Here is a 12,856-nt window from a genome sequence, read left to right on the forward strand (position 1 = left end):
CAGGACTCCGCAGGCGTTTCACAATGTGGCTATTGAGTAAAGGGCGGGCCAAAGATTAGGTAAGGTAACGAAGTACTTGCCGTCCGTGCCCGCGCCGGAACGAGCCGTCAGCCCGGCGTCCGCCGTCCCGCTGCCGCCGGGTACATGAGGAAAGGGCCGCCCGCTGACTGTCCACACTCTCAATGAGCTCCTGCTGGTCTGCTCGCTCGTGCTGCTCGTCGCCGTGGCGGCGGTGCGCGTCTCTTCGCGCAGCGGACTTCCCAGCCTGCTCATTTACCTCGGCATAGGCGTCGCGATAGGCCAGGACGGCATCGGCAACGTCGTGTTCGACAACGCCGAGCTGACCCAGGTGATCGGGTACGCGGCGCTGGTCGTGATCCTCGCCGAGGGTGGTCTGGGCACCAAGTGGAAAGAGATCAAGCCGGCCCTGCCGGCCGCGATCGTGCTGTCGCTGGTCGGCGTCGCCGTCAGCGTGAGCGTGACCGCGGCGGGCGCTCACTACCTGGTCGGACTCGAATGGCGGCAGGCCCTGCTGATCGGCGCGGTCGTCTCCTCGACCGACGCGGCGGCCGTCTTCTCGGTCCTGCGCAAGGTCCCGCTGCCCGCCCGGGTGACGGGCGTACTGGAGGCCGAGTCCGGCTTCAACGACGCTCCCGTCGTCATCCTGGTCGTGGCCTTCGCGACCGTCGGACCGGTCGACCAGTGGTACGTCCTCCTGGGCAAGATCGCGCTGGAGCTGGCGATCGGCATCGCGATCGGCCTGACGGTGGGCTTCCTGGGCTCGTACGGGCTGCGGCACGTGGCACTGCCCGCCTCGGGCCTCTACCCGATCGCGGTGATGGCGATCGCCATCACCGCGTACGCGGCCGGCGCGATGGCGCACGGCTCCGGCTTCCTCGCCGTGTACCTGGCGGCGATGGTCCTCGGGAACGCGAAGCTCCCCCACTGGCCCGCCACCCGGGGATTCGCGGACGGGCTCGGCTGGATCGCCCAGATCGGCATGTTCGTGCTGCTGGGCCTGCTGGTCACCCCGCACGAGCTGATCCACGACTTCTGGCCGGCGGTGATCATCGGGCTGGTGCTGACGATGGTGGCCCGGCCGCTGGAGGTCTTCCTCTCGCTGCTGCCCTTCCGGCTGCCCTGGCAGGAGCAGGCCCTCATGTCGTGGGCCGGCCTGCGCGGCGCCGTGCCCATCATCCTGGCGACCATCCCCATGGTGTCCGGGATCGAGGGCAGCGAGCGGGTCTTCAACATCGTCTTCGTCCTGGTCGTCGTCTACACCCTGGTCCAGGGCCCGACCCTGCCGTGGCTCGCGCGCAAGCTGAAGCTGGGCAACAACGACGAGGCCGCCTCCGACCTGGGCATCGAATCCGCGCCACTGGAGAAGCTGCGCGGGCACCTGCTGTACTTCTCGATCCCCGCCGCCTCGCGGATGCACGGCGTCGAGGTGAGCGAGCTGCGGCTGCCGCCGGGGGCCTCCGTGACGCTGGTCGTACGGGACGCGAAGAGCTTCGTACCGGCGCCGGCGACCGTGCTGCGGCACGGGGACGAGCTGCTGGTGGTGGCCACGGACCCGGTACGGGACGCGGCGGAGGCGCGGCTGCGGGCAGTGGCCCGGGGCGGCAAGCTGGCGGGCTGGCTGGGGACCGGCGGGGACGGGGCCGCGAAGGGCTCGCCCAAGGGCTCCACGAAGGGTCACACCAAGGGCCACGCCAAGGGTTAGAGCGGCACTCTAATTCATCATTTTCGATGGATACTGCCCGCATTTACCCGCGTTTCATGGGTACTCGAATGCGAAGTTCCAGTTAATCGCAGGTGAAGACGCGCCCTGTAGCCCTAATCACAGGGCGTATCGGGCGATCTGCCTGTACGATTAAGGAACACACATCGAACCAACTCTGTCTGACGCAGAGCTGGCGCGACCGCAAAGCGGCCGTGGCCCCCTCCCGCAGTGGGCGCCCAGGTATCACTCGGTTCTGCGCAAGAGGACAGCTCTCGGGGCTCCCACATGTACGGGTGCGACCACTCACAAGGTGGCGCATCGTCCGCAGACGGGGAGTTCTACCAGGCAGCGGAAAGGCCAGGCCGTGACATCCGCGGTCACGACCGACAAGTCCGCCAAGCCCACCCGACCCGGCTACGGGCAGCTCCTGCGCACGCCCGGCGCCCTCGGCTTCGTTCTCCCGGGATTCGCCGCGCGACTCCCCTTCGGCATGCTGACGATCAGCATCCTGCTGCTGGTCCAGCACACCACCGGCTCCTACGGCAGCGCCGGCATCGTCGCCGCCGTCACCGGAGTCTCCATGGCCGTGTTCGCTCCGGTCATGGGCAAGCTCATCGACCGGCGCGGCCAGAGCGCCGTCCTGATCCCGGCCGCCCTCACGCACGCCACCGCCGTCAGCTCCCTGGTGGCGTTCGCGCTGCTGGGTGCGCCCGTCTGGGCGCTCGCACTGGCGGCCGTCCCCGCCGGTGCATCCGTCCCGCAGGTCGGACCCATGGTCCGGTCCCGCTGGGCGGCCAAGCTCGAAGGCTCCCCGCTGCTGCCCACGGCCGCCGCGTTCGAGTCCGTCACCGACGAGTTCACCTTCGTCGTCGGCCCGGTGCTCGCCACCGCGCTGTGCACCGGCATCAACCCGGCGGCCGGTCTGGTCACCGAGGCCGCGCTGACCCTGATCGGCGGCCTGCTCTTCGCCGCCCAGCGCGCCACGCAGCCCAAGCCCGTCGCCCGCCCGGCACACGGTGAGAAGCACGCCCCGGCCCTGTCGTTCCACGGCCTGCGCGTCCTGATCGTCGCCTTCATCGGCATCGGCGCCGTCTTCGGCGGCATGCAGGTCTCGCTGGCCGCCTTCTCCGAGGAGATCGGCAACCCCGGCGCCAACGGTCTGCTCTACGGCGTCTTCGCCGCGGGCAACATGATCGCCGGCATCGCCTGCGGCACCATCGCCTGGAAGATCGGCCCCCGCCGTCGCCTGATCCTCGGCTACATCGGTCTCACCGCGGCCGCCTCGGTCCTGTGGGCCGCGGACTCGATGATCCTGCTCGGCGCGCTCGGCCTGGTCGTGGGTCTGTGCATCGCCCCCGCGCTGATCACCGGCTACACCATGATCGAGCAGCTGATCCCGGCCGCCTCACGGACCGAGGCCTTCACCTGGCTCACCGGAGCGGTCGCCTTCGGGCAGGCCGGCGCCGTGACCCTGGCCGGCCGCCTGACGGACGCGCACGGGTCCTCGTACGGGTTCCTCGTGCCGCTGGTGGCCACCGCGCTCGCCCTGACCATCCTGCTGGTCCTGCGTGCGAAGCTGGCCCCGAAGGCCCCGAGCAGGATCATCAGCTCGTCCAAGCCGACCGCTTCCGCCGCCCCCTCCCAGGGTGCGAACGAGCGTGGTCTCGGTCACCGCGTGCCTGTGACGGTGGACTGATCCGCCGGAATACGTCACCATGGAGCGTCGTTAGCACTCATTGAGTCAGAGTGCCAGGAGGAAATTCGTGCCGACCTACCAGTACCAGTGCACCGAGTGCGGTGAGGGCCTTGAGGCCGTGCAGAAGTTCACCGATGACGCGCTGACCGTGTGCCCGAGCTGCGACGGACGCCTGAAGAAGGTGTTCTCCGCGGTCGGCATCGTCTTCAAGGGCTCCGGTTTCTACCGGAACGACAGCCGCGGCGCTTCGTCGAGCAGCACCCCTGCCTCGAAGCCCGCGTCGACGCCGGCCGCCACCCCGGCCGCGTCGTCGTCCTCGACGTCTTCGTCGTCGTCCTCGACCTCGACTTCCTCGTCGTCGTCGAGCTCCTCGGCCGCCTGACCCGCTCCACAGCTCCATCGGATTCATCCGAGGCCCTGCCGTCCCAACCGACGGCGGGGCCTTCGGCATGCCCCGTTAGGGTGGCCGCATGGCGAATGCAGAGATCGGTGTCATCGGCGGATCGGGCTTCTACTCCTTCCTGGAGGACGTCTCCGAGATCCAGGTGGAGACGCCCTACGGGCCCCCGAGCGACTCCCTGTACGTGGGCGAGCTGGCGGGCCGCAGCGTGGCGTTCCTGCCGCGTCACGGACGCAGCCACACCGTACCCCCGCACAAGATCAACTACCGGGCCAACCTGTGGGCATTGCGCTCCGTCGGCGTCCGCCAGGTGCTCGGCCCCTGCGCGGTGGGCGGCCTGCGCGCCGAGTACGGACCGGGCACCCTGCTCGTCCCCGACCAACTGGTCGACCGTACGAAGTCCCGCGCCCAGACCTTCTTCGACGGCGAGCCCCTCCCGGACGGCTCCGTCCCGAATGTCGTGCACACCACCTTCGCCGACCCGTACTGCCCGGTGGGGCGGAAGGTGGCCCTGGCGGCGGCGCGCGGGCGGGAGTGGGAGCCGGTGGACGGCGGCACCATGGTCGTCATCGAGGGGCCGCGCTTCTCCACGCGCGCCGAGTCCCGCTGGCATGCTGCGGCCGGCTGGTCGGTGGTCGGCATGACGGGCCACCCGGAGGCGGTCCTCGCACGCGAGATGGGGCTCTGCTACACCTCGATGGCGCTGGTCACGGACCTGGACGCGGGTGCGGAGACGGGCGAGGGGGTCTCCCATACGGAGGTCCTCAAGGTGTTCGGCGAGAACGTCGGGCGGCTGCGCGAGGTTCTCTTCGACGCGGTGGCCGCGCTGCCCCCGACGGAATCCCGCGACTGCCTGTGCACCCATGCCCACGACGGCTGGGACCTGGGCATCGAACTTCCTTAGCGCGGCCGTCGGGCTCCGCCCGACGGGATGCGGGCTCGGCCGGGCCTTCCCCGGCCGGGCCTCCCCTGGCCGGGCCTCCCCTGGCCGGCCTCCCCCGGCCGGGGCCGCGGCTCCTCAGGCGACAGCGGCTCACGGGGGCCCGGCGGGGTAGCGGCGCGACCGCGCACGACGAGCCCCGCGGATCAGCGCCGGGCGCCGACCCGGAGACTGGCGGGATGGACAGCCCCACCGCTCAGCGGATCATCGTCGCCCTCGACTTCGACGACCGGAGCGCCGCCGAGGCCCTCGTGGCCCGCCTCGGGGGCGCCTGCGGCTCCTACAAGGTCGGCCTGGAACTCCTGACCGCCGCCGGACCGGACCTCGTACGCGAGCTCGTGGGGCAGGGTCACGAGGTCTTCCTCGATCTGAAGCTCTTCGAGATCCCGAATTCGGTGGCCGGCGCCGTCCGCGCCGCCGGAACGCTGGGCGCCTCGATGGTGACCGTGCACGCCATGGGCGGCACGGGGATCATGGCAGCAGCCGTCGATGCGGCGCGGGAATTCCCGGGGCTACGGGTACTCGCGCTGACGGTGGTCACCAGCATGACCGGGAGCGACCTCGCTGACATCGGCATCAGCACCGGCACCGGCACCGACGAGCAGGTGCTGCGGCTGGCCCGGCTGGCGGCGCGGGCCGGGTGCGACGGGGTCATCGCGGCGCCGCGGGAAGCGGGGGCGGTGCGCGCCCTGTTGGGACCGGAGCACCTGATCGTCACACCGGGGGTGTCTCTGCCGGGCGGGGAGAGCGGCGGAAGCGGCGGGCACTCCCGCGGCGACACCCCGTGGGCCGCGTTCGCGGCGGGGGCCTCGCACGTCGTGGTGGGACGGTCGGTGACGCGGGCCCCGGATCCGGTGGCCGCGCTCCGGCGGATCGCGGAGGGCGGCCGGCTCCCGTAACTCCCGCGGGTGACGGGGATATCCACAAGCTGGGGATCGTCCACAGGGCCGAGCGGGATCCGGCGGGGCGGCGGATCGTGAGGGGTGTCCGGGCGCTGGGTCCGGGCCTCGGACTCACTCCGTCAGGTGGTGGTCGTCATGGCCGCGAACTCCCGCGTCCCTTCCTTCTCCTCACCCCACACCCATACTCCTGTGCGCCCGTCCTTCGTCCCCCGGCATCCGTCTTCCGCCACGTGCCCTCCCGCGCGGCCCGTTCCGCTCTTCGCCCCGCTCCGCGTGGGGCGGGCCGGGGACCGGCTGCGCAGGGCCGTACGGCGCCGTCGGCGCGGGGCCGCGGCCGGGCTGGCCGTAGTGGCGGCCGTACTGGCAGTGGGCGGGGCCGAGGCGCAAGCCTCGCGGGGCTCCGCGCCACCCGCGGCGAAGCCTCCGCCGGCGGCGGTGCGGATGGTGTCGGCGCCGGTGCGCATCGCGGACGCGGCGACGGTGCGGCTGCTGCGGCCCGGGGACCGGGTGGACGTGGTCGCCGCCGAGCGGGGCGGGCCTCCCCGAGTGGTGGCGTCAGGGGCCCGGGTCGCCGAAGTGCCCGCTCCGGAGACGGGGGTTGAGCAGGCCTCCGGGGAAGGCGGGGCACTGGTGGTCCTGTCCGTTCCCCGGGACACCGCGCGGGCTCTCGTCGGGGCGGGGACCCTGTCCCGGCTGGCGGTGACGTTGTGTTGAATCGCACGAACGTGCAAGCAAGCCACCGTGGGGAGGAGGCCGATTGGACACCCGCGACCCAAACTGCCGTAGCTTTCGGAACCGTTGGCTCCATGTTCGGCAGATACGAAGAAAGGCTCAGTAGTGAGCGAGAAGAAGAAGGAGAGCATCCTGGCAGGCTTCAAGGCCTTCCTGATGCGCGGCAACGTGGTCGACCTGGCGGTCGCCGTGGTCATCGGCGCCGCGTTCACGAGCATCGTGAACTCCGTCGTGAAGGGGCTGATCAGCCCGGTGATCGGCCTCGCCGGCACGCAGAGTCTGGACGCTTACAAGAGCTGCATCAAGGATCCCTGCGGGGTCGGCGCGGACGGCAAGCCGACGGGTGTGGAGCTCCTCTGGGGCTCGGTGCTCAACGCCGCACTGACCTTCCTGATCACAGCCGCGGTCGTCTATTTCCTGATGGTCCTCCCGATGGCGAAGTACCTCGCCAAGGTGGAGCAGCGCCGCAGGGCGAAGGAAGGCGTCAAGGAGACCATGGAGATCACCGAGCTGGTGGTCCTCAAGGAGATCCGCGACGAGCTCGTCGCCCAGCGCAGTGCGAACGGCAGGAGCGTCCAGTCCGGCGCCGCGGTGCCCCGGCTCTAAGCGGGCCCTCGGGTCAGACGTGGTGCGGCGGCTTCTCGTCGAGGAAGCGGGCCAGGTCGGCGGCGCTTCCGCCGGGGGGCTGCCGCTCGCCCCAGCCCCCGTCGGTGTCGTCCGAGGACTGCTGGTCCAGCGGGTCTGCGAAGTCCAGCCGCGGCTTGGGCTTGGGCTTCGCCGCGGGCCGCGGCTCCGCGGGCTCCGGCCGTGCGGACTTCGGGTCGTGCGGATCGGTGGCGGGGGCGTCGCTCATGCCTCCAGGGTACGGCCGCCCCCGCCACCGGCCCCGCTCAGCTGGGAGCCTCGGCGCCCTTGCGGGCGTAGAACCACCAGCACACCACCAGGCAAGTGGCATAGAAGCCGATGAACATCCACAGTGCGTTGGTGACGGCCATGGCCGCGAACATCGCGGGGATGAAGAAGAAGCCGTAGGCGGCGATGGCCGAGGAGAAGCCGGTGACGGCGCCCGACTCCATCTCCGACTGCTTCAGCGCCGCGGCCTGCGCCTCGGGACCCTTGCCCGCGGCCTCCTTCATGTGGAGGTCCCGGAAGATCACCGGGATCTGGCGGAAGGTCGAGCCGTTGCCCAGGCCGGAGAAGGCGAAGGCCACCAGGAAGCCGATGTAGAAGGGCCAGAAGTTGCCCTCCTGGCCACCGGCCGGCAGCGCGAAGATCACCACGACCAGCGCCGCCGCCATGCCGATGAAGGACAGGATGGTGACCCTGGCTCCGCCGATCTTGTCCGAGAGCCAGCCGCCGCCCCAGCGCGTGAGCGCCCCGATGAACGGGCCGATCCAGGCGTAGGTGGTGGCCTGGTAGCCCTGCCCCTCGAAGTTGTTCTTGATCAGGAGCGGGAGGGCGGCCGCGAAGCCGATGAAGGACCCGAAGGTGCCGACGTAGAGCCAGGTCATCATCCAGTTGTGCTTGCGCTTGAAGATGACCTTCTGCTGGCTGAAGGGGGCCGCGGCCACCTTCAGGTCGTTCATCAGGAACCAGGCGGCCAGCGCCATGATGACCAGCAGCGGCACCCAGAGGAAGGCGCCGTTCTGCAGCCAGATGTCGGTGTTCTTCTTGCCGTCTCGCTGGGGTCCGCCCGCCGGGGCGCCCAGGACGGCGGCCGTGACCACCAGCGGGGCGACCAGCTGGACCACGCTCACGCCGAGGTTGCCGAGGCCGCCGTTGAGCCCGTTGGCACTGCCCTTCTCCCGCTTGGGGAAGAAGAAGCCGATGTTCGCCATCGAGGAGGCGAAGTTCGCGCCGCCGATGCCGCAGACGGCCGCGATCAGCGCCAGCTCCCAGTAGGGGGTGCCCGTGTCCTGGAGCGCGAAGCCCAGCCACAGCATCGGCGCGATCAGGATGATCGTGCTGAAGGCGGTGAACTTCCGCTCGCCGAACATCGGCCCGATGAAGGTGTACAGGATCCGGAAGGTGCCGCCGGTGATGCCCGGGATCGCTGTCAGCCAGAACAACTGCGACTTCGAGAAGCCGAAGCCGACGTCGTTCAGCCTGACCACGGTCACCGACCAGACCTGCCAGACCACGAAGCCGAGCATCAGGGCCGGGATCGAGACCCAGAGGTTGCGCTGGGCGACCCTGCGGCCGGTGGTCTGCCAGAAGCCGTCGTCCTCGGGCCGCCACTCGGCGATGGTGGCCCCGGGCCTGTAGCTCTCCGCACGGTGCGAACGCACCGCGGGAGGGGTGGGGGTGGGGGTGGGAATCGACATGGTCATCGGTCCTTCGGGTCGAGGAGCCACAGTCCGATCACGACGAGGAAGGACAGGATCAGGAATCCCGCTCCCCACCAGGCCGTGGCGGTGTTGCCCTTCATCCACTCGTTTACGGTCACGGTCAGTGCCCAGAGCTGGCCGATCACGACCGTGAGGGCCAGGGCGAGGCGCGCGTTGAGCCGTGAGGAGCGCTCGGGCTCCTGCTCGGTGCCGGCTCCCGGGCCCGGGCCCGTGTGCCGGATCCGGGGGTCCCCGTACCCGCTGGTGGAGCGGATCTGCGGGTACCGCTCGCGCACCGGGCGGTTGAGCCGGGGCTGGGCACTGCCCGGGTGGTACTCCGGGCGGGGCGGCAGCGGCGTCTCGCTCATGTGGGCCTCCTCTCGGTGGAACCCGCCCGGGCCGCGCCGGGGCAGCCCAGCCGGGCGGCCTCCTCCGGGTGGGAGTCTCCGAACTGACGGCAGAGCGCGTCCTTGGCCGGCTCTCCCGACCGGGCGGTGGCGACGGCCCAGACGCTGCCGTCGGCCTGCTCGGTCAGGTAGATCCTCGGCAGCGGACGCGGCGGCGGACCGGCCGTCACCTCGCCGGTCCGGGCGTCGAAGACGCCCTCGTGGCAGGGGCAGTACAGCTCCCCGTCGGGACCCCGGTCCTCGCGCCACAGCACGCCGCAGGCCAGGTGGGTGCAGACCGCGGAGTAGCCCACGAGGGAGCCGTCACCGAGCCGCACGGCCAGAGCCCGGTCGTCGCCGCCGGGGAAGCGGAAGGCCACGGACTGGCCGGGGGGCAGCAGGTCGGCGACCTTCTTCGGGTCGGGCAGGCCCTCGTTGTCGCCGTGCCGGTGCAGGATGCCGGCGGCGACGCCCACACCGCCGATGGCCAGGCCCCCGGACACGGTGGCGACGATCCGCAGGTAGTCGCGGCGGGTGGTGAGGGAGTCGGCGCTGATCCGGTCTCGCAGCTGCGCGACCGCGGCGTCGGCGGCCGCTCCGTCGTCCGCATGGCCTTCGCCCTGACGACCTGGGTGTGGAGGGGGCTGTTCGGTGACGCTCATCGGACGTCCCTTCCGTTGATCTCGACGACGGGCAGGCCGCCGGGGACGGGCCACTGGACCTTGTCGGCGGGGACGACCATGGCCACGCCGGTCTGGACGACGACGTCACCGAAGACGAAGGAGTCGGCCACCTGGACGCCGGGGCGCTCCGCCTGGAGTTCTTCGAGGGTTCCGTAGAAGAGGGCCCCGGTCGGGCAGACGGTCGCGCACATGGGGGCGAGTCCGTAGGCGGTGCGGTCGTAGCAGAGGTTGCACTTCATCTGCAGCTTCGCCTGGAGGTCGATCTTCGGGATGCCGAAGGGGCAGGCGTTGACGCAGTTGGAGCAGCCGATGCAGCGGGTGGTGTCGGCCTGCTGGACCACCCCGTCGGCGGTTACCAGGATCGCATCGGCGGGACAGACCTCGGCGCAGGGTGCGACCGGGTCCTCGCAGTGCATGCAGACGCTCGGGAGGGAGGCGACGGACATGCCGGGTTCGGTGTAGTCCAGGTGGATCATCGACTTGCCGCGGTGCGAATCGCACTCACGGCAGGCCGAGACGCACGCCTGGCAGCCGATGCAGCGACCCGGGTCGATGAAGATCGTGCGACCCATCATGGCGGGTCAGCTCCTCTCAGCCGTGCCGCGGCCCTGCGGGGCCGTGGGGGGCAGGGGGTCGGTACGGGAGACCTGGGCTTCGGGATATGCCTCACGACCCGGTGGCGTGGGCGGGGCGGGCACCTCGTCGACCCGCTCGGCAGCCTCGATCCGTGCGGCGCAGACCTTGTACTCGGGGATCTTCGAGCGGGGGTCGAGGGCGTCGATGGTCAGGGCGTTCGCGGACGTCGGTACGGGCCAGTGGTACGGGATGAAGACGGTGTCGGGGCGGATCGCCTCGGTGACCAGCGCCGGGAACACCTCGCTGCCGCGCCGGGTGACCACCCGGACCGGGTCACCGTTGCGGAAGCCGTGGGAGGGGTGGACCTCCACCCAGGGGCGGGGGGTCTGCTCGACGAGGGCGCCCAGGCGGCGGGTCTGGTTGCCGGAGAGGAAGTGGGCGACGGTGCGGCCGGTGGTGAGGGAGAGGGGGAACTCCTCGGTGTAGGCGTCCATGGGCGGATGCCATTCCACGACCTGCATGTGGATCTTGCCGTCGGGGTGGTAGGTCCGGCCGTCCTCGAACAGCCGGGGGGTTCCCGGGTGCTCGGTGGAGGGGCACGGCCAGGCGATCCCGCCGGTCTCGTCGAGGCGTTCGTAGGTGATGCCGTAGTAGTCGTTGACCGTGCCGGCGGAGGCGACGCGCAGCTCCTCGAACACCTCGCGGGAGCCGGGGAAGTCGAAGTGCTTCCCGGCGCCGAGCCGTCTGGCGAGCTCGCAGATGACCCAGGTGTCGGTGCGCACCCCGGCGGGGGGTTCCTGGGCCTTGTTGTGCTTGACGACGCGGGCCTCGGCGTTGGCCATCACGCCCTCGTCCTCGGCCCAGGTGGTGACGGGGAAGACCACGTGTGCGTTGGCCGCGGTCTCGGAGAGGAAGAAGTCGAACTGGGCGTGGAACTCGGCGGTGTCGTAGCCGTCCTTGACCACCGCGTAGTTGGGGAGGGAGACGAAGGGGTTGTTGCAGATGCCGATGAGGCCGCGGATCTCCCCCCGCTGCATCTGCCAGACCATCTCCATCATGGAGGTGCCGGCGCCGGGGAGCTCGGACTCCTCGATGCCCCAGATCTGGCAGATCTGCTTGCGGTGCTCCGGGTTGGTGATGGAGCGGCCGCCGGGCAGGAGGTCGGACTTCTGGCCGTGTTCGCGGCCGCCCTGGCCGTTGCCCTGGCCGGTGATGGTGCCGTAGCCGGCTCCGGGCTTGCCGATGTGGCCGGTGGCCACGCACAGGTTGATGACGGACAGGCAGTTCTCGACGCCCTGGGAGTGGTGCTCGATGCCGCGGGCGTGCCAGGCCATGGCCTTGTCCGCGCCGGCGAAGACGCGCGCCACCTGGACGATCTGCGAGGCCGGTACCCCGCAGATCTCCGCGGAGCGGGAGGGCGGGTACTCGGCGACGGTCTTCTTGACCTCGTCCCAGCCGGTGGTGTTCGCGGCGATGTAGGCCTCGTCGGTGAGGCCTTCGGCGATGACCACGTTGAGGACGGCGTTGAAGAAGGCCGAGTCGGTGCCGGGCTTGAGGGCGACGTGGATGTCGGCGGTGCGGGCGACGGCCGTCTCGCGCGGGTCGATCACGATGAGCGAGGCGCCGCGGTCCCGTGCGCCCCACAGGTACTGGGTCATCACGGGGAAGCACTCCCCCACGTTCGACCCGGCGATGAGCAGGCAGTCGGAGAGGAGGATGTCGGAGAAGGGGTTGCCGGCCCGGTCGATGCCGAAGGCGAGCTTGTTGGCTCCGGCGGCGCTGACCATGCACAGGCGGCCGTTGTAGTCGACGTGCTTGGACTTCAGCGCGACCCGGGCGAACTTGCCGACCAGGTAGGTCTTCTCGGAGAACAGGCTGGCTCCGCCGAGCAGCCCGAAGGCGTCGTTGCCGTGGGCTTCTTGGATGCGCCGGATCTCGGAGACGGTGAAGTCCAGGGCCTCGTCCCAGGAGCACTCCTTGAACTCCTCGTCCCGGGAGCGCCGCATCAGCGGGGCGGTGAGCCGGTCGGGGTGGTTGACCTGCTGGTAGGCGTTGATGCCCTTGGGGCACAGCCGCATCCGGTTGATGTCGTGGTTGCGGGGTTCCACGCCGAAGACCTTGCCGCCCTTGTCGACGCGCAGGTACATCCCGCACTGCACCCCGCAGAAGCAGCAGTGGGTGGGGACCAGGGTCTCGCCGTTCTGGTCGGCGTGCCATTGGTCGGCGGGGATGCCGCCGGCGTCGCGGAAGTTGCGGGTGCCGGGCGGGGCGATGGACGGGTCGATGGAGACGCGTACGGGCCGGGCCGCGGCCTTTGCGGGGTCGGTCGCGGTCACTTGAGCCTCCGGAGAATTGCGCCGTCTTCGTGAATCGGGCTTGCGCCACGACAGAAGCGAGCAGCCTGATTTGTGGGCGGTGCATAGCGAGAACCAAGCACGCGCATCGCCCTTTGCATTGCCGTTCTCCGGGCTGGTCTCAACCCGGCTGGCGC

At 70.6% G+C, this 12,856-nt stretch carries 13 protein-coding genes; 7 read left to right on the forward strand and 6 right to left on the reverse strand.

Going from position 1 to position 12,856, the window contains the following annotated elements:
* The first annotated feature begins 208 nt into the window (after positions 1-208).
* The 7 genes from OTB20_RS13990 (at position 209) to OTB20_RS14020 (ending at position 6,999) form a co-directional block, all read left to right on the forward strand.
* Positions 209-1,723: a potassium/proton antiporter gene (locus OTB20_RS13990; protein ID WP_267817537.1), complete on the forward strand. Its 1,515-nt coding sequence runs from the start codon at positions 209-211 to the stop codon at positions 1,721-1,723.
* 364 nt (positions 1,724-2,087) lie between these two features.
* Positions 2,088-3,419: an MFS transporter gene (locus OTB20_RS13995; protein WP_267817539.1), complete on the forward strand. Its 1,332-nt coding sequence runs from the start codon at positions 2,088-2,090 to the stop codon at positions 3,417-3,419.
* Positions 3,420-3,486: 67 nt separating this feature from the next.
* Positions 3,487-3,801: an FmdB family zinc ribbon protein gene (locus tag OTB20_RS14000; RefSeq protein ID WP_267756570.1), complete on the forward strand. Its 315-nt coding sequence runs from the start codon at positions 3,487-3,489 to the stop codon at positions 3,799-3,801.
* An 88-nt stretch (positions 3,802-3,889) separates the two neighbouring features.
* Positions 3,890-4,723 (forward strand): S-methyl-5'-thioadenosine phosphorylase, encoded by an 834-nt coding sequence (locus OTB20_RS14005; protein WP_267756571.1) that lies wholly within the window; start codon positions 3,890-3,892, stop codon positions 4,721-4,723.
* Positions 4,724-4,938: 215 nt separating this feature from the next.
* Positions 4,939-5,658, forward strand: a complete 720-nt coding sequence (gene pyrF / locus OTB20_RS14010) for an orotidine-5'-phosphate decarboxylase (protein ID WP_267817541.1) — start codon at positions 4,939-4,941, stop codon at positions 5,656-5,658.
* Between the two features lie 138 nt (positions 5,659-5,796).
* Positions 5,797-6,375, forward strand: a complete 579-nt coding sequence (locus OTB20_RS14015; protein ID WP_267817543.1) for a hypothetical protein — start codon at positions 5,797-5,799, stop codon at positions 6,373-6,375.
* 174 nt (positions 6,376-6,549) lie between these two features.
* Positions 6,550-6,999: an MscL family protein gene (locus OTB20_RS14020; RefSeq protein ID WP_267817607.1), complete on the forward strand. Its 450-nt coding sequence runs from the start codon at positions 6,550-6,552 to the stop codon at positions 6,997-6,999.
* A 13-nt stretch (positions 7,000-7,012) separates the two neighbouring features.
* On the opposite strand, the gene OTB20_RS14025 is transcribed toward OTB20_RS14020, so the two are convergent.
* The 6 genes from OTB20_RS14025 to OTB20_RS14050 are packed head-to-tail and all read right to left on the reverse strand — an operon-like array spanning position 7,013 to position 12,701.
* Entirely contained in the window at positions 7,013-7,246 is a 234-nt protein-coding gene (locus OTB20_RS14025; RefSeq protein ID WP_267817545.1) for a hypothetical protein, read from the reverse strand.
* 37 nt (positions 7,247-7,283) lie between these two features.
* The gene (locus OTB20_RS14030) at positions 7,284-8,717 is read right to left on the reverse strand and encodes a NarK family nitrate/nitrite MFS transporter (RefSeq protein WP_267817547.1); all 1,434 of its coding nucleotides are present in this window, start codon (positions 8,715-8,717) and stop codon (positions 7,284-7,286) included.
* Positions 8,718-8,719: 2 nt separating this feature from the next.
* On the reverse strand, positions 8,720-9,088 hold the full coding sequence (locus tag OTB20_RS14035) for a DUF6755 family protein (protein ID WP_267817548.1): 369 nt from the start codon (positions 9,086-9,088) through the stop codon (positions 8,720-8,722).
* Positions 9,085-9,768: a ubiquinol-cytochrome c reductase iron-sulfur subunit gene (locus tag OTB20_RS14040; RefSeq protein WP_267817550.1), complete on the reverse strand. Its 684-nt coding sequence runs from the start codon at positions 9,766-9,768 to the stop codon at positions 9,085-9,087. The genes OTB20_RS14035 and OTB20_RS14040 overlap by 4 nt, the downstream gene beginning before the upstream one ends.
* The gene (locus OTB20_RS14045) at positions 9,765-10,364 is read right to left on the reverse strand and encodes a 4Fe-4S dicluster domain-containing protein (protein WP_243335392.1); all 600 of its coding nucleotides are present in this window, start codon (positions 10,362-10,364) and stop codon (positions 9,765-9,767) included. Before OTB20_RS14045 ends, OTB20_RS14040 begins: the two co-directional genes overlap by 4 nt.
* A 6-nt stretch (positions 10,365-10,370) precedes the next feature.
* On the reverse strand, positions 10,371-12,701 hold the full coding sequence (locus tag OTB20_RS14050; protein ID WP_267817552.1) for a molybdopterin oxidoreductase family protein: 2,331 nt from the start codon (positions 12,699-12,701) through the stop codon (positions 10,371-10,373).
* Positions 12,702-12,856 lie beyond the last annotated feature (155 nt).

Source organism: Streptomyces sp. H27-H1 (assembly GCF_026627445.1).
GTDB lineage: Bacteria > Actinomycetota > Actinomycetes > Streptomycetales > Streptomycetaceae > Streptomyces.